The organism is Variovorax sp. Root434 (assembly GCF_001426595.1).
In the GTDB taxonomy this organism is placed as follows: Bacteria; Pseudomonadota; Gammaproteobacteria; order Burkholderiales; family Burkholderiaceae_C; genus Variovorax.
Map to the genome: position 1 here is coordinate 475,916 of NZ_LMEK01000025.1, position 15,212 is coordinate 491,127.

At 68.4% G+C, this 15,212-nt stretch carries 15 protein-coding genes; 7 read left to right on the forward strand and 8 right to left on the reverse strand.

Annotated features, from left to right (window positions below):
• Positions 1 to 9 precede the first annotated feature (9 nt).
• The 3 genes from ASD05_RS22970 to ASD05_RS22980 are packed head-to-tail and all read left to right on the forward strand — an operon-like array spanning position 10 to position 2,496.
• On the forward strand, positions 10 to 864 hold the full coding sequence (locus ASD05_RS22970; protein ID WP_056597443.1) for a hypothetical protein: 855 nt from the start codon (positions 10 to 12) through the stop codon (positions 862 to 864).
• A 31-nt stretch (positions 865 to 895) separates the two neighbouring features.
• Entirely contained in the window at positions 896 to 1,756 is an 861-nt protein-coding gene (aroE, locus tag ASD05_RS22975) for a shikimate dehydrogenase (protein WP_056597445.1), read from the forward strand.
• Positions 1,753 to 2,496, forward strand: a complete 744-nt coding sequence (locus tag ASD05_RS22980) for a transglycosylase domain-containing protein (RefSeq protein WP_056597448.1) — start codon at positions 1,753 to 1,755, stop codon at positions 2,494 to 2,496. The genes aroE and ASD05_RS22980 overlap by 4 nt, the downstream gene beginning before the upstream one ends.
• Here ASD05_RS22980 and ASD05_RS22985 read toward each other — a convergent pair.
• Positions 2,462 to 2,878 (reverse strand): DUF2809 domain-containing protein, encoded by a 417-nt coding sequence (locus ASD05_RS22985; RefSeq protein ID WP_056597949.1) that lies wholly within the window; start codon positions 2,876 to 2,878, stop codon positions 2,462 to 2,464. The two genes, ASD05_RS22980 and ASD05_RS22985, sit on opposite strands and share 35 nt — an antisense overlap.
• A 9-nt stretch (positions 2,879 to 2,887) precedes the next feature.
• Here ASD05_RS22985 and ASD05_RS22990 point away from each other — a divergent pair, with 9 nt between their 5' ends.
• Both ASD05_RS22990 and ASD05_RS22995 read left to right on the forward strand, forming a co-directional pair.
• A complete protein-coding gene (locus ASD05_RS22990) occupies positions 2,888 to 3,745 on the forward strand; it encodes a lysophospholipid acyltransferase family protein (RefSeq protein ID WP_056597450.1) in 858 nt (285 codons plus the stop codon).
• A gap of 320 nt (positions 3,746 to 4,065) precedes the next feature.
• Complete coding sequence (locus ASD05_RS22995) at positions 4,066 to 5,055, forward strand: phosphatidate cytidylyltransferase (RefSeq protein ID WP_056597452.1); 990 nt, start codon at positions 4,066 to 4,068, stop codon at positions 5,053 to 5,055.
• An 18-nt stretch (positions 5,056 to 5,073) separates the two neighbouring features.
• On the opposite strand, the gene ASD05_RS23000 is transcribed toward ASD05_RS22995, so the two are convergent.
• Positions 5,074 to 7,149, reverse strand: coding sequence for a hypothetical protein (locus ASD05_RS23000; RefSeq protein ID WP_056597454.1), 2,076 nt, complete (start codon positions 7,147 to 7,149; stop codon positions 5,074 to 5,076).
• Between the two features lie 147 nt (positions 7,150 to 7,296).
• On the opposite strand from ASD05_RS23000, the gene ruvC reads away from it, so the two are divergent.
• Positions 7,297 to 7,845: a crossover junction endodeoxyribonuclease RuvC gene (gene ruvC, locus ASD05_RS23005; protein WP_007832433.1), complete on the forward strand. Its 549-nt coding sequence runs from the start codon at positions 7,297 to 7,299 to the stop codon at positions 7,843 to 7,845.
• 1 nt (position 7,846) lies between these two features.
• On the opposite strand, the gene glyA is transcribed toward ruvC, so the two are convergent.
• Complete coding sequence (glyA, locus tag ASD05_RS23010) at positions 7,847 to 9,169, reverse strand: serine hydroxymethyltransferase (RefSeq protein WP_056597951.1); 1,323 nt, start codon at positions 9,167 to 9,169, stop codon at positions 7,847 to 7,849.
• Between the two features lie 116 nt (positions 9,170 to 9,285).
• On the opposite strand from glyA, the gene ASD05_RS23015 reads away from it, so the two are divergent.
• Positions 9,286 to 10,242 carry a LysR family transcriptional regulator gene (locus ASD05_RS23015; RefSeq protein WP_056597457.1) on the forward strand — a complete coding sequence of 319 codons (957 nt, stop codon included), beginning with the start codon at positions 9,286 to 9,288 and terminating at the stop codon, positions 10,240 to 10,242.
• A gap of 112 nt (positions 10,243 to 10,354) precedes the next feature.
• On the opposite strand, the gene ASD05_RS30535 is transcribed toward ASD05_RS23015, so the two are convergent.
• The 5 genes from ASD05_RS30535 to ASD05_RS23035 all read right to left on the reverse strand — a co-directional run bounded on the left by ASD05_RS30535 (position 10,355) and on the right by ASD05_RS23035 (position 15,208).
• Complete coding sequence (locus ASD05_RS30535; protein ID WP_200955473.1) at positions 10,355 to 10,531, reverse strand: hypothetical protein; 177 nt, start codon at positions 10,529 to 10,531, stop codon at positions 10,355 to 10,357.
• A gap of 14 nt (positions 10,532 to 10,545) precedes the next feature.
• Positions 10,546 to 11,469: a UDP-3-O-acyl-N-acetylglucosamine deacetylase gene (gene lpxC / locus ASD05_RS23020; protein WP_056597459.1), complete on the reverse strand. Its 924-nt coding sequence runs from the start codon at positions 11,467 to 11,469 to the stop codon at positions 10,546 to 10,548.
• Positions 11,470 to 11,778: 309 nt separating this feature from the next.
• The gene (gene ftsZ / locus ASD05_RS23025) at positions 11,779 to 12,990 is read right to left on the reverse strand and encodes a cell division protein FtsZ (RefSeq protein ID WP_056597461.1); all 1,212 of its coding nucleotides are present in this window, start codon (positions 12,988 to 12,990) and stop codon (positions 11,779 to 11,781) included.
• A 171-nt stretch (positions 12,991 to 13,161) separates the two neighbouring features.
• Positions 13,162 to 14,391 carry a cell division protein FtsA gene (ftsA, locus tag ASD05_RS23030; protein ID WP_007832444.1) on the reverse strand — a complete coding sequence of 410 codons (1,230 nt, stop codon included), beginning with the start codon at positions 14,389 to 14,391 and terminating at the stop codon, positions 13,162 to 13,164.
• A gap of 28 nt (positions 14,392 to 14,419) precedes the next feature.
• Positions 14,420 to 15,208: a cell division protein FtsQ/DivIB gene (locus ASD05_RS23035; protein ID WP_056597462.1), complete on the reverse strand. Its 789-nt coding sequence runs from the start codon at positions 15,206 to 15,208 to the stop codon at positions 14,420 to 14,422.
• Positions 15,209 to 15,212 lie beyond the last annotated feature (4 nt).

Here is a 15,212-nt window from a genome sequence, read left to right on the forward strand (position 1 = left end):
ATTTCGAGAATGAACTTCAAGGACCTCAGCACGCTGCAGATTGCACTGGGCGTGTCGGTCATTGCGCATGCCGTGCTGCTCGCGGTGCGCTTCGTCGATCCCGAATCGTTCAACAAGGTCTTCAGCGACACGCCGCTCGAAGTGATCCTGGTCAACACAAAGACCAACGAAAAGCCCGACCCCAGCGCCCGGCTGCGAGCGCAGACCTCGCTTGCGGGCGGCGGCGACCTCGACAAGGGCCGCGCGACCAGCCCGCTGCCGCCGTCGAGCTTCACCACCGTCGGCGATTCGTTCGAGGACGCGCAGCGCAAAGTCGATGCGATGCAGACCGAGCAGTTGCAGATGCTCACCCAGCTCAAGCGCGAGCTCGCCGCAATGCCTGCGCCCGACCCGCGCAACCCCGGCGACCCGACCGAGGCCACGGCGCAGGAAGAAAAGCGCCGGCAGATGATCAACCTGCTGGCCGAGATCGAGCGCCGCGTGAACGAGGAAAACGCACGCCCGAAGAAGCGCTTCCTGAGCCCCTTCACGCGGGAAGCGGCCTTCGCGAGCTACGTGGATTCGCTGCGCCGCCGTGTGGAAGCCCAGGGCACAGCCAACTTCCCGACGCTCGCCGGCAAGAAGCTCTATGGCGAGCTCACGATGACCATCACGGTCAACTTCGACGGCAGACTGCTCTCGACGGTGGTCGATGAAAGCTCGGGCACTCCCGTGCTGGACCGGCGCGCCCAGGCCATCGTTGCCAGCGTCGGCAACTTCGGCAAGTTCACCGATGCGATGCGCAAGGAGCACGCGGACCAGATCGTGATCCGGCCCCACTTCCGGTTCGCACACGACGGGTCGGTCGAACTCTCCTCGCAGTAGCCGACAAGAAAACCCCAAGGAGGCAGACGCCATGGACCTGTACTGCGTCATGGGCAACCCGGTCGAGCACAGCCGCTCGCCCCATATCCACGCGCGTTTTGCCGAACTCTGCGGCCAGCAGCTGGACTATGGCCGGCGGCTGATTCCGCTCGGCGCCTTCGCCGAAGGCATCGCGGCCTTTCGCAGCGAAGCCGCCGAACGCGGCGACACCGCGCGCGGCTGCAACATCACCGTGCCCTTCAAGTTCGAAGCCGCTGCGCTGGCGCAGCACACCAGCGAACGCGCCCTGCTCGCGCAGGCGGCCAACACGCTGCGCTTCGACGCCGACGGCAGCATCCATGCGGACAACACCGATGGCATCGGCCTGGTCAACGACATCGTGCACAACGCGGGCGTGCCACTGGAAGGCAAGGCGCTGCTGCTGATCGGCGCGGGCGGTGCGGCAGCCGGCGTGCTCGGCCCGCTGCTCGACGCGGGTGTCTCGCGCGTCGTGGTCGCGAACCGCACCGTCGGCAAGGCCGTCGAGCTGGTGCGCCGCCATGCGGCCCTCGCGCTGCGCCATGGCGCCTCGCTCGAGGCCTGGGCGCTCGACGAAGTGCCGGGCGCCTTCGACGTGGTGGTCAACGCCACCGCCTCCAGCCTCGCGGGCGACGCGGTGCCGGTGAAGGCCAGCGTGCTGCGCGCCGGCGGACTCGCGGTCGACATGATGTATGGCCCCGCGGCCGCGGGCTTCATGGCCTGGGCCGAGGCGCATGGCGCGGTGGCGCGCGACGGGCTGGGCATGCTGGTCGAGCAGGCGGCCGAGTCGTTCGAGATCTGGCGCGGCGTGCGCCCGCCTTCCGCACAGGTGCTGGCCGAAGTGCGCGCATCGCTCGCCGCTGCGAAAAAATGAAAGCCGTGCTGCGCCTGATCGCCTGCCTCGTGGTGGCGGGCGTGGCACTCGAGCTGTTCTTCGTGGCGCGCATCGCGGCAATGGCGGTGGTCGATCCGCAGAGCACCGCGTTCCAGCGCTCCGAAGCCTTCCAGATCGCCATTCACCAGGGCAGCAGCGGCGGCTGGCGGCAGCAGTGGGTGCCTTACTCGCAGATCAACGACACGCTCAAGCGCGCCGTCATCGCGAGCGAGGACGCCGGCTTCGTCGACCACAACGGGGTGGAGTGGGAAGCCATCGAGCGCGCGCGCCAGCGCAACGCCAAGGCCGAGGAGCTGGCCGCCAAACGCGCGGCGCGCGCCTTGGCACGCGGCAAGCCGGTGCGGCCCGTGCAGCTGCGCGGCGGATCGACCATCACGCAGCAGCTCGCGAAGAACCTGCTGCTGTCCAGCGAACGCACCTTGCTGCGCAAGGGCCAGGAGCTGGTGCTCGCCACGCTGCTCGAAGTGCTGCTGGACAAGCGGCGCATCCTCGAGATCTATCTCAACAATGTCGAGTGGGGCGAAGGCGTGTTCGGCGCCGAGGCAGCGTCGCAGTACTACTTCCGCAAGCCGGCGTCGCGCCTGAGCACCAGCGAGGCCGCGCGCCTCGCGGTGATGCTGCCGAGCCCCAGGTTCTTCGAGCGCCGGCTCGGCTCGCCCTACCTGAGCGGGCGGGCGTCGACGGTCATGGCGCGGATGCCTGCGGCCGAACTGCCCTGAGCGTGCCGCGCAGGCCTTCGATGGCCAGCACCGCACCGAAGCCGATCGCATAGGCCAGCACGTCCCACCAGTCGGCCGTGCTGCCGAGCACGATGCGCAAGGCGCGGTTCGGGATGTGCAGGTGCCACGCCGCCGCGAGGTACTGCCCGAGCTCGACCGCGAGCCCCACGCCCAGCGCGGCCAATGCCAGCAGCCATACGCGCGCGGCGATCGCGGTCCTGAAGACGAAGTACACCCACACCACGGCCAGCACGTCGCCGAAGAAGCTGCGCAACCAGCCCCAGCGCGCGCCGACGGTGGCCAGCAGCACGAGAACGAAGAACAGGGCCACCGCCCACACGAGTGAAAGAGGATCGAAACGCCATCGCATGGCCCGTATCATCGCGCCCATATGCTGGCAAAGCTCACGGGTTGGTTGTTGTTGGGAATCGTCCGGTTGCTCACAGGCGCCCAGGCGCGCTGGTATGGCTGTCCGCCGAAGGCCGAGCAGCGCATCTACTTCGCCAACCACCAGAGCCATGCCGACCTCGTGATGATCTGGGCGGCGCTGCCCGAAGAGCTGCGCAGCATCACGCGGCCCATTGCGGCGCGCGACTACTGGGCCAACACGCCGGTCAAGCGCTGGATCACGACGGAGGTGTTCAACGCGGTGTACGTGGAGCGCCAGGCGGCGCCTGCTGCGACGGCATCCCCTGCGCCGGTGGCGGTCGAGGCCCCGCCGCCAGCGACCACTGCGCGAACTGTCGTTCCTTCACCGGCCGAGCGCATCGAGCCGTCGATGGAGCCCCTGCTGCCATTGACGGCACCGGAACCGCCCGCCGAGACGGTGCCCGAAGCGCAAGGCCGGCTCGACCTGCCGGAGCCCCCTGCCCCGCCGCCTCCATCGGCAGAACCCGAAGCCCCGCCCGTCGCGGCAGCTCCTGCCCCCGATCCGATCGCGCCCCTCGTCGAAGCCCTGCGCAGCGGCGACTCGATCATCATCTTTCCCGAGGGCACGCGCGGCTACACGGGCGAGCCGCAGAAGTTCAAGTCGGGCCTCTATACGCTAGCCACGATGTTCCCCGAGGTGGTGCTGGTGCCCGCCTGGATCGACAACGTGCAGCGCGTGATGCCTAAAGGAGAGATCGTGCCGGTGCCCATCCTCTGCTCGGTCACTTTCGGCGCGCCTCTTCGTGTGGAAGAAGGCGAAGAGCGCCGGCCCTTCCTTGATCGCGCACGAGCTGCGGTGATCGCATTGCGTGACGTCTGAAAAATGAAGGCTTGCTTTTCGATTCAATGCAGTTCGGGGTGTGATCACGCCGACGGGGTACCTTGCTCCGCGAATGTCCCCCGGCCTTCGGCCTCCTCCTTTATTTCGCTGCGCAAGGCACCCCATCGGCGTGATCGATGGACGCAGCGCTTGTGCAGCCGACACTACGGCAGCGTCCATGTGCGAAGGGTGCCGGGTGCTCCCCGCAGCGAAATAAAGGAGGAGCCGAAGGCGGGGGACATTCGCGGAGGGGAGCACCCGGTGGCCTTCGCACTCGCCCTGAAAAATCCACAACACAAAGCGCAACGGAAAACTGACAGATGAACCAGTTCCTGCGCAGCCTCACCCCGACCCAGCAGGTCGCTGCACTCTTCCTCATCGTCTTCGGCGTTCTCGTGATCGTGAGCACCGTGGCCTTCTTCCTGAGCTTCAGGGAAAAGCGCAACCCCGTGCACGACGCTGCCTGGCAGGCCGAGCTGGCGCACTTCCGCGCACTGCTGGGCACCACCTGGTTCATGGTGATCATCTTCTGGATCGGCTGGGCGCTGGGCGAAACCGTGGCCACCGTGCTGTTCGCGCTGATCTCCTTCTTCGCGCTGCGCGAGTTCATCACGCTCTCGCCCACGCGACGCGGCGACCACCGCAGCCTGATCCTGGCCTTCTTCGTGGTGCTGCCGATCCAGTTCTGGCTGGTGGCCACCGCGCGCTTCGACCTGTTCACCGTGTTCATCCCGGTCTACGTGTTCCTCGCGATCCCGGTGGCGAGCGCGCTGGCCGACGACCCGAGCCAGTTCCTCGAGCGCAACGCCAAGCTGCAATGGGGCATCATGGTCTGCGTCTACGGCATGAGCCACGTGCCTGCGCTGCTGCTGCTGAGCTTTCCGGGCTACGAAGGCAAGAGCGCGTTCCTCGTGTTCTTCCTGGTGTTCGTGGTGCAGACCTCGGTGCTGGTGCAGCACCTGATCTCGCGCCGCATGCAGCGCACGCCCTTCGCGCCCAACGTGAGCCGCAGCTTCAACTGGACCAGCTGGGGCATCGGCATCGCCGTGGCCAGCCTGGTGGGCGCGCTGTTCTCGTTCATCACGCCGTTCAGGTTCGGGCAAGCGCTGGCGGTATCGGTCATTGCCTGCATCGCGGGATCGATGGGGCACCTGGTGATGAAAGCGCTCAAGCGCGACCGGGGCATTCCGAACTGGGGCCAGAAGGGCGTGGGCGTGACGGGAGCCAACGGCCTTCTCGACCGGGTCGACGCGCTGTGCTTCGCCGCCCCGATCTTCTTTCATTCCATCCGCTGGTACTTCAACGCCTGAAGCCCGGCGGCGGCTTCGTCAGGCCTTGCGCCGCACCACGCGGTCGAAGGCCTCCTTGGCCTTTCGGCCGAACGCCCTGGCCTTCAGCGCCTGCAGCTCGCGCATGAGGCGCGCGCGCTGCTCGGCCGACAACGCCGTGCCGAAGCGCCCCAGCGCGGCTTCGAGCGCCGCTCGCTGCGCCTCGACGCGCCCCTGCCGGCCCTCGGCCTCGGCCAGCCATTCGCAGGCATTGGCGACGCGCTCGCGCAGCGCGGCATCGCCCGAATCGCCGAAGCGCGCAATCAGCGCGCGGTAGGCCTTGGCCTGCCCCACGGGGTCGCCAAGCTTGTCGAGCGCCTTGGCCTTGTTGATCATCGACTTGGCGGCCCACAGCTGCAGAGAGCCTTCCCTCGCACCGGTGGTGCGAGCGATGGCCTCGTCGTAGCAGTCCACGGCCGCCTTGAGCTGGCCGGTCTGGCGCAGCGTGGCACCCTTGCGGAACAGCGCACCGACCACGCGCCCGCGCAGGTCCGGCAGCTCGGAGTTGCCCCAGCGCGCGACGATCTGGTCGTGCACCCGCATCCCGTCGTCGTGCAGGCCGAGGCGGTCGAGCGCGGTGCTCTTGTACTGCAGGCACAGCGCGACGGTCTCCTGCATCTCCGTGGACGGATCGGCGCCGTAGCGCGCGTCCATCGCGTCGGCAGCAACGACCACTTCGGCGAAGCGCTCCAGCGCGACCAGGCAAAAGGCCTTGTGGACCAGCGCCCGCGCGCACTGCCTGCGCAGCTCAGGGTGCGGCGACGCGGCATGCGCGGCCAGCACCTCGTCGAACAGCGCGATGGCCTCGTTCGATTCGCCGGCATCGCCATGCTTGCGGCCCTGCCTGACCTTGTCGCGCACTTCGTCGCGCAGCTCGGACGGCAGTTCCGGCAGGTTGCCGGCGGCATCGGCCTTGCGCAGCCGCTTCAGGCAGGCCTGGCGGCCGGCGGTGGCCTTGGCCAGGGTGTCCTGCAACTCGGGCGTGAGCGCGCCCCGCAGTTGCTTTGCGAGCTGCTCGTACACGGCGAGCGCCTCTTCGGCCCGGCCGAGCCGTTCGAGCAGCACGAAGCCCTTGTTGAGCAGCGCGCCCGCCACGGTGCGCTGCACCCCGGCGTCGGTGTCCGCGCCGAAGGTGGCGAGCAGCCGCTCGCAGGCCGCCAGCGCGGCCTCCCCGTCATCCTGCTCGCGCAGGCCCACCGACCAATCGTAGGCACGGCGCACGGCCATGCGGCGTACCTGCGCCGAGGCATCGCGGCCGTAGCGCTCGAGCAGCCAGCCGACCAGCTCGGCGCGGTTCGCATGCTCGTCGATGCCAAACCCGTCGAAGAACAGCGTCAGCGCCCGCACGCCCTCGATGCGCAACTCGGGCGCCGCGTCCGCAAGGCCGGCCTCGATCTGGTCGGCCACTGCCAGGCACATCACCTGGGCCTGCGCATGCTGCGCCAGCTCGCGCAGGTTCAGCACCGAGGCCAGGCGCGCGCGCGCCACGCGCAGCACCACGCCCGGGTCGGTGCTGCCGTCGAAGCGCTCGATGGCCGCATCGAGCGTGGCCAGTGCGTCCTGCGGCAGGCCGCGGTGATGTTCGATCTCGGCCTTGAGCAGCCGGGCCTCCACGCGCCAGGCGTCGAGCGCGGCATCGGGCTGGCTGTCGAGCAGCTCGCTCATGGCGTCGCAGGCCTCGCAGCGCGCCGCGGGCTCGTCGATCCACCAGGTGCGCTGGTACAGCGCATGGGCGATGTGCTCGCGGATCCCGGGCTCGGCGCGCTGGCCGTGCGCGGCGATCAGGCGGTCGAGGGTGGCAAGCGCATCGGCGGGGCGGTGCATCTGGCGCAGCATGTGCGCCAGCAGGCGCAGCGCCTGGCAGCAGGGCACGACCACACCGGCCTCGGGCATGGCCGCGAATTCGTCGAGCAGCCGGGTGCAGCCGGCCAGCGCCTCGTTGCGGCGGCCCAGGTCGTTGAGCAGTTCGACGCGCCGGAAGCTCGCGGCTGCGCGTTCAGCGGGGTGCTGCAGGCGTTCGAGCAAGGCTTGCGCCTCGTCCAGTTGCCGCTGCGCGGAGGACTCGACTACATTCACATTCGCTTCCTTGTGTGGCGCGCCCTGCGGGAAGCGGGGCAGACTGTACGAATCGGCACGGATTCTGCCCGCGATCGCGCGGCTTTCCCGCGCTGGCTCGGTCCTTCTCTCTCCTCTTTGCTCGGGCGTAGGCCTTTCGTTTCTCTCATGCGCATTCTTGGCATCGACCCCGGCTTGCAGACCACCGGTTTCGGCGTGGTCGACGCGGACGGCCATGCGCTGCGCTACGTGGCCAGCGGCACCATCAGCACCCGGCACCTGGGCACCGGCAACCTGCCGGCGCGCCTGAAGGTGCTGTTCGACGGCATCGCGGAGATCACGTCGCGCTACCAGCCTGATGCGTCGGCGGTCGAGATCATCTTCGTCAACGTCAACCCGCAGTCGACGCTGCTGCTGGGGCAGGCGCGCGGCGCCTGCGTGACCGCGCTGGTCAGCAACAACCTCTCGGTGGCCGAGTACACCGCGCTGCAGATGAAGAAGGCCGTGGCGGGCCACGGCCAGGCCGCCAAGGCGCAGGTGCAGGAGATGGTGCGGCGGCTGCTCGACCTGCCGGGCCTGCCGGGCGCCGATGCGGCGGACGCGCTGGGCATCGCCATCACGCATGCGCAGGTGGGACGCTCGATGGCGCGGCTCGCGGAAGCGGCCCAGCTGTCGAAGACCCATGCCGGCACCTACCGGCAAGGGCGTTCGCGCTGAGTCAGCGCACGATATAGCGCAGCTCGCCGAGCCGCGTGCGGCGCTCGCGCACTTCGGCGGCCACGGACGCCGCGTCGCCTTCGAGCGCACGCGCGATCCAGTCGGCGAGCTGCGGCATGTCGTCGGGCGTGAAGCCCAGCCGCACGATCTCGGGCACGCCGAGCCGCAGGCCATTGATGTCGCCCTCCACGGGTGCGATCGGCAGGCCGATGCCGCAGGCCAGCAGGCCGCCTTGCGCGAGCTTCTTCGCCGCATGCTGCCCGCCGCCCCAGCGCGCCGCTTCGACCGCGAGCTGGTGCGACTGCGTGAAGCCGCGCGCCTTCGCGAACACGGGCAGGCCTTGCGCATCGAGTGCGCGCGCCAGCGCCTGCGTGGTCTCGCGCATGGCGGCTGCATAGGCCACGCCGTGCACCTTCCAGTCGAGCAGCCCGCGGGCCAGCGCGGCCGTGCGGCCCGCATCCGAATTGGCCGTGAGGCCGGGGTATGCGATGGCGTCGATGCGCTCCATCAGCGCCGCGTCGTTCGACACGATCAGGCCACCCGCCGGGCCGCCCAGGCTCTTGTAGGTGCTCATGGTGATCGCATGCGCGCCCTGTTCGAGCGGCTGCGGCCATGCCTTGCCGGCCACCATGCCCGAGAGGTGCGCCGCGTCGAACAGCAGCTTCGCGCCCACGCCATCGGCGATCTCGCGGATCTCGGGCACCGGATGCGGAAACAGGTTCAGGCTGCCGCCGATGGTGATGAGCTTCGGCTTCACTTCGCGCGCCAGCCTGGCCAGCGCGACGGTATCGACCGTGTAGCCATCGGCATCGACCGGCGCGGAAACCGGCTTCAGGCCATAGAGCCCGGCCGCGCCCGCCGCATGGTGCGTTACATGACCGCCGATGCTGGGCGGCGGCACGATGATCGTGTCGCCGGGCTGGCAGGTCGCCATGAACACGTAGAGATTCGACAGCGCGCCGGAACTCACGCGCACTTCGGCGAACTTCGCGCCGAACACCTCGGCCGCGAGTTCGGCGGCGACGACCTCGATCCGCTCGATGGCTTCGAGCCCCATCTCGTACTTGTCGCCCGGATAGCCGAGCGAGGGGCGCGAGCCGAGCCCGCGCGACAGCAGCGCCTCGGCGGCAGGGTTCATCACGTTGGTGGCGGGGTTGAGGTTCAGCCCGTCGATGTCGTGGATGCGGTGGTTCTCGGACACCAGCCGCTCGATCTCGGCGGCGATGCCCGCCGCATCGCGCGCGGCGGCATCAGCGGCAATGGAAAGCACGTGGTCTTCGCTGGCGGCGGGAACCCAGGGGCGGCGTTGCAGGGCGGCGGGCATGCGGCGGATCTCGCTGGAAGTGATGGATGGGCGCATCGTCGCCTGCAGTGCGTGGCCCGGCAAACCGGATAATCTGGGCCTGAGCCCTGGAAAAACTTGGCCTGGAAGATCCTCGCATGCCGCTCGCACCGCCCCGCCCTCGCCTGCCGCCGCACACGGCCGTGCGCGCTTTCGAAGCGGCCGCGCGCCACGGCAGCTTCGCGCGCGCGGCCGAAGAACTGTTCGTCACGCCGGCCGCCGTCGCGCAGCAGATCAAGGCGCTGGAAACCTGGGCCGGCGGCGCACTGTTCGAGCGCCACAGCCAGGGCATTCGCCTCAGCGCGCACGGGCGGCGCGCCTTGCCTGCCCTCAGCGCGGCCGTCGATCAACTCGGCCTTGCGGTGCAGGCACTGCGCCACGAGACCCAGATCGCCGCGCGCCGCAGCACGCTGCAGGTGGCTGCGCTGCCGGCCGTGGCGCAGCTTTGGCTGTCGCCGCGGCTCTCCCGGCTGAAGGCCGCGCTGCCTGGCGTGCAGGTGTCGGTCACGGCGTTGGAGCAGCCGCCGAATTTCCGCCGCGAGCCCTTCGATCTCGGACTGTTCTATGCGCGGGCCGGCGAGCACATCGAAACGGCCGTCGGCGCGCAGGCGATCCCGCTGGTGCGCGACCGGCTGCTGCCGGTGTGCAGCCCGCGCCTGCAGCAGCCATCGCCCAGCGGCAGGCTGCGCTCCCTCGATGACCTGACGGAACTGCTGGCGCGCTGCGGCGGCCTGCACGACACCGTCTGGCGCGACGACTGGCCGCGCTGGCTGCAAGCCGTGCGGCCCGGCATCACGGCGATCGAAGCCGACGCGCTCGCGGCCGGGCCCGACTTCTCGCTCTACAGCCTCGCCCTGCAAGCCGCGCTCGATGGCGAGGGCGTGCTGATGGGCCGCGAGCGACTGGTTGCGCCGATGCTTGCGCAAGGCAAGCTGCATGCACCCTGGGGACGGCCGAAGGCGGTCGGAGACACGGTCGTCCTGCTGGTGCCGGCCCATCGCAAGGGACCGCTGCTCGCGCAGCAGGTGCAAGCGTTGCAGGCACTGGCCGCCTGACGGGTTAATGCGCGGAACACCGTGGAACCGGCTTTGCCGGGCCACTGGTGTTGCCCCCGGCAGGGGGAAGGAGAAGCGACACGAAGTGCGCGAAGCCTGGGGGCGAGCCCAACTACGCCACGCGCTCGGCGATCAGCACCGCGAAGAAACCGAACGCCGCGAGCAGCGTCCACTTCAACACGATCCATCCGATGCGCCGGTACCTCGTCTGGCCCGTGCCCGCATAGAACGCGAAGCACACGCCGGCCACAAGCAGAAGCAGCAGGACGGCCCAGCGGAAAAGAAGCATCGTCGGGGCGACGCCTACCAGGCGCGGGCGACTTCGCCGAAACCGCGTGGCGCGCGCTTCTCGTCGTCGAAGGTCACGACTTCGTAGGCATCGCTGTGCGAGAGCAGTTCGCGCAGCAGCTTGTTGTTGAGCGCATGGCCCGAGCGGAACGCGGTGTAGGCCGCCAGCAGCGGCTTGCCGATGATGTACAGGTCGCCCATCGCGTCGAGGATCTTGTGCTTCACGAACTCGTCGTCATAGCGCAGGCCGCCGACATTGAGCACCTTGGTGTCGTCCATCACGATGGCGTTGTCGAGCCCGCCGCCGAGCGCGAGGCCCTTGCTGCGCATGTACTCGACCTCCTTGGTGAAGCCGAAGGTGCGCGCACGCGCGATGTCGCGGCTGTATGAATCGGTGCCCAGGTCGAACTCCACGCGCTGGCCGGTGGAGTTGACGACGCGATGGTCGAAGTCGATCTCGAAGCTCAGCTTGTAGCCGTGGTACGGCTCCAGGCTCGCCCATTTCTCGTTGGCGCCTTCGCCCTCGCGCACCTCGACCTTGCGGGTCACGCGGATGAAGCGGCGCGGCGCCTTCTGCAGCGCGATGCCCGCGCTTTGCAGCAGAAACACGAAGGATGAGGCCGACCCGTCGAGGATCGGCACTTCGTCGGCCGTGATGTCGATATAGAGGTTGTCGATGCCCAAGCCCGCACAGGCGGACATGATGTGCTCGACGGTCTGCACCTTCGCGCCGCCGGTGGAGACCGTGGACGCAAGGCGCGTGTCGGTGACCGACTCGGCGGTCATGCGGATCTCGACCGGCTCCGGCAGGTCGACGCGGCGGAACACGATGCCCGTGTCGGCCGGGGCCGGACGCAGGGTCAGCTCCACGCGTTGGCCGCTGTGAAGCCCCACGCCCACGGCGCGGCTGATCGACTTGAGGGTTCGTTGTTGCAGCACGCCGGGGATTTTAGGCGCGCGCCGGGCGTGGGCTCCTATGCCCTTCGCTATGGCACCGATAGACATGGGTCCTATCCATTAAAGCCCCGACGATGGACGCAAGGGGCACGAAGTGAACGCAGCGCCTAGGGTCAGGGGAAGTCCCTTTCAGGTCCCCCCTGCGCCCCTTGCGAACCTTCGTGCCCTCTGCGTCCGGTCAGTCGATTCGCGAAACACCGAGGAACCGGCTTTGCCGGGCCTCAGGTGTTGCCCCCGGTAGGGGGAAGGCGAAGCGACACGAAGTGCGCGCAGCCTGGGGGCGAGCCGATTTCAGTCGGCTTGGCGGCGCAGGAAGGCCGGGATCTCGAAGTCGTCCATGCCGCCCGAAGACAGCGCGTCCACCTTGGCGGCGGCCATCGTGCGGTTGGTGCGCCACACGCTGGGAACGGCCATGCCGTCGTAGTTGGGCTGGCTGCCGCTGCCACCGGCGTGACCCATGCCACCGAGCGTCGGCACGGTGAACGGGATGTTGTCGGTACCGGTGCGGATCACTTCGAGCGTCGGTGCCTGGCGGCGGGCGTCGGCACGCGAGAGGCCGGTGGCCACCACGGTCACGCGCATCTCGTCGCCGAGGCTGTCGTCGTAGGCGGCGCCGTAGATCACGTGCGCGTCCGGCGAAGCGTAGGCGCGGATCGTGTTCATCGCGAGCTTCGACTCGTTCAGCTTCAGCGAACCCTTCGATGCCGTCACCAGCACCAGCACGCCCTTGGCGCCCGAGAGGTCGATGCCTTCGAGCAGCGGGCAGGCCACGGCCTGTTCGGCGGCGATGCGCGCGCGGTCCGGGCCAGCGGCGGCAGCGGTGCCCATCATGGCCTTGCCGGGTTCGCCCATCACGGTGCGCACGTCTTCGAAGTCGACGTTCACGCCGCCGTACTCGTTGATGATTTCCGAGATGCCGCCCACGGCGTTCTTCAGCACGTCGTTGGCGTGCGCGAAGGCTTCGTCCTGGGTGATGTCCTCGCCCAGCACGTCGAGCAGCTTCTCGTTGAGCACCACGATCAGCGAGTCGACGTTGGCTTCGAGTTCGGCCAGACCGGCGTCGGCGTTGGTCATGCGGCGGCCGCCTTCCCAGTCGAAGGGCTTGGTCACCACACCCACGGTGAGGATGCCCATTTCCTTCGCGACGCGCGCGATCACGGGAGCGGCGCCGGTGCCGGTGCCGCCGCCCATGCCGGCCGTGATGAACAGCATGTGCGCGCCGTCGATGGCGGTGCGGATGTCGTCCACCGCGAGCTCGGCCGCTTCACGGCCCTTGTCGGGCTTGCTGCCGGCGCCCAGGCCGCTGGTGCCCAGCTGGATGATCTTGTGCGCGTTGCTGCGCTGCAGTGCCTGCGCATCGGTGTTCGCGCAGACGAACTGAACGCCCTGCACGCCGCGTTCCATCATGTGGGCGACCGCGTTGCCGCCGCCACCGCCGACACCGATCACCTTGATCTGCGTGCCCTGGTTGAACTCTTCGACTTCGATCATTTCGATGGTCATTTTTTAACTCCTTGAATCTTGCAGTTGCCGTTGTGTATCTATGAATTTTTCTTGTGCCGTGACGGGATCAACGATGAGACCGTCACGATGGTGGACCTGTGCGCCGCCATCGCTCGTTGAAATGCAATGGAGGGCTGCCACGCGCGAGCCAGAGTGGGGAATGGATCATGGTCAGAAGTTCCCCACGATGAAGTCCTTGAAGCGCCCGAACGCGGTCTTTACCGACCCATTCTTCTGCGCGACCTTGAAGCCGCGCATGCGCGCGAAGCGAGCCTCTTCGAGAAGACCCATGACTGTCGCTGCACGAGGCTGCGCGACCATGTCGGACAACGCGCTCGAATACTTCGGAATGCCGCGCCGCACGGGCTTCAGGAAGATGTCTTCCCCAAGCTCGACCATGCCCGGCATCACCGCGCTGCCACCCGTGAGCACCACGCCCGACGACAGCACTTCCTCGTAGCCCGACTCGCGCACCACCTGCTGCACGAGCGAGAAGATCTCTTCGATGCGCGGCTCGATCACACCGGCCAGCGCCTGCTTGCTCAGCATGCGCGGGCCGCGATCGCCCAGGCCCGGCACTTCGACCTGCGTATCGGGGTCGGCCAGCAATTGCTTGGCATAGCCGTTCTCGACCTTGATGTCTTCCGCGTCCTTCGTCGGCGTGCGCAGCGCCATCGCGATGTCGCTCGTGATGAGGTCGCCCGCGATCGGGATCACGGCCGTGTGGCGGATCGCGCCGTTGGTGAAGATCGCCACGTCGGTCGTGCCCGCGCCGATGTCCACCAGCACCACGCCCAGTTCGCGTTCATCTTCCGTCAGCACCGCCTGGCTCGAGGCCAGCGGGTTCAGCATCAGCTGGTCGACCTCGAGGCCGCAGCGGCGCACGCACTTGATGATGTTCTCGGCCGCGCTCTGCGCGCCGGTCACGATGTGCACCTTGGCTTCGAGCCGCATGCCGCTCATGCCGATCGGCTCCTTCACGTCCTGGCCGTCGATCACGAATTCCTGCGGCTCCACCAGCAGCAGGCGCTGGTCGCTCGAGATGTTGATGGCGCGCGCCGTCTCCACCACGCGGGCCACGTCGGCGGGCGTCACTTCCTTGTCCTTCACCGCCACCATGCCGCTGGAGTTGATGCCGCGGATGTGGCTGCCGGTGATGCCGGTGTAGACGCGGCTGATCTTGCAGTCGGCCATCAGCTCGGCCTCTTTCAACGCCTGCTGGATGCTCTGCACGGTGGCGTCGATGTTCACCACCACGCCGCGCTTGAGCCCATTGCTCGGCGCAATGCCGAGGCCGGCCAGCTTGAGCTCGCCACCGGGCAGCACCTCGGCCACCACCACCATCACCTTGGCGGTGCCGATGTCGAGTCCTACGACCAGGTCTTTGTATTCTTTGGGCATTGATATGTCCTCGATTTCTCGGTATTCGCTACTTGATTTTTCTTGGGGCCTCGGGCGAGACCGTGGTGACGCCGCGCAGCCTCAGTGCATACGCGTCGTTGTGGCGCAGATCGGCGCCTTCGACGTCGGCCATCGTGCGGCGGTACTGGCCCGCGACCTGGGTCACGGTCTTCAGGAACCGCTGCAGGCGGGCCGTCACCTCCTCGCTCTGGCCGCGGCCAAGCTCAATCTCGGCACCGCTGTCGAGCACCACCTTCCAGCTGCCCCGGCTCGACAGCGTGAGCTCGTCGACGGCCAGGTCGTAGGGCTGGAACTGCGGCTGCAGCACGCGGTACATGCCCAGCACCTGGCCCGCCTGTTCGATCGGGCCATCGAGGCGCGGCAGGTTGTCGTCGACCTCGGCCACGTTGGCCTCGAACACGTCGCCGAAACCGTTGATCAGCTTCGAGCCCGCCTCGTCGCCCCAGGTGGCCACCGGCACCTGCTCGGTCAGCGTCACACGCAGCTTGTTCGGAAACTCGCGCCGCACCACCGCACTGCGCACCCACGGCACGGACTCGAAGGCGGAGCGCGCGCGCGCCAGGTCGATGGTGAAGAAGTTGCCCGACAGCTGCGGTGCCACGTTGGCGCGCAGCGTGACCGCGTTGTTGTGCGTGACCTCGCCGTCCACCTTGATCCCGGCGAGCGGGAAGAACGGCTGCCGAAGCACCCACCACGCGCCCGCCGCCAGCAGCATGAGCGCCACCATCGCGAAGGCAATGTTCGCGACGATGTTCATGAGCTTGACGTCGAAGGGTGCGGGGATGCTGTCGGCCATGGCT

Coding starts and splice junctions, on each gene's coding strand:
- ASD05_RS22970 (WP_056597443.1), top strand. CDS start 10: ATGAACTTCAAGGACCTCAGCACGCTGCAGATTGCACTGGGCGTGTCG.
- aroE (WP_056597445.1), top strand. CDS start 896: ATGGACCTGTACTGCGTCATGGGCAACCCGGTCGAGCACAGCCGCTCG.
- ASD05_RS22995 (WP_056597452.1), top strand. CDS start 4,066: ATGAACCAGTTCCTGCGCAGCCTCACCCCGACCCAGCAGGTCGCTGCA.
- ftsA (WP_007832444.1), bottom strand. CDS start 14,391: ATGCCCAAAGAATACAAAGACCTGGTCGTAGGACTCGACATCGGCACC.
- ASD05_RS22985 (WP_056597949.1), bottom strand. CDS start 2,878: ATGATACGGGCCATGCGATGGCGTTTCGATCCTCTTTCACTCGTGTGG.
- ASD05_RS30535 (WP_200955473.1), bottom strand. CDS start 10,531: ATGCTTCTTTTCCGCTGGGCCGTCCTGCTGCTTCTGCTTGTGGCCGGC.
- ASD05_RS22990 (WP_056597450.1), top strand. CDS start 2,888: ATGCTGGCAAAGCTCACGGGTTGGTTGTTGTTGGGAATCGTCCGGTTG.
- ruvC (WP_007832433.1), top strand. CDS start 7,297: ATGCGCATTCTTGGCATCGACCCCGGCTTGCAGACCACCGGTTTCGGC.
- ftsZ (WP_056597461.1), bottom strand. CDS start 12,990: ATGACCATCGAAATGATCGAAGTCGAAGAGTTCAACCAGGGCACGCAG.
- ASD05_RS23015 (WP_056597457.1), top strand. CDS start 9,286: ATGCCGCTCGCACCGCCCCGCCCTCGCCTGCCGCCGCACACGGCCGTG.
- ASD05_RS23035 (WP_056597462.1), bottom strand. CDS start 15,208: ATGGCCGACAGCATCCCCGCACCCTTCGACGTCAAGCTCATGAACATC.
- ASD05_RS22980 (WP_056597448.1), top strand. CDS start 1,753: ATGAAAGCCGTGCTGCGCCTGATCGCCTGCCTCGTGGTGGCGGGCGTG.
- glyA (WP_056597951.1), bottom strand. CDS start 9,169: ATGCCCGCCGCCCTGCAACGCCGCCCCTGGGTTCCCGCCGCCAGCGAA.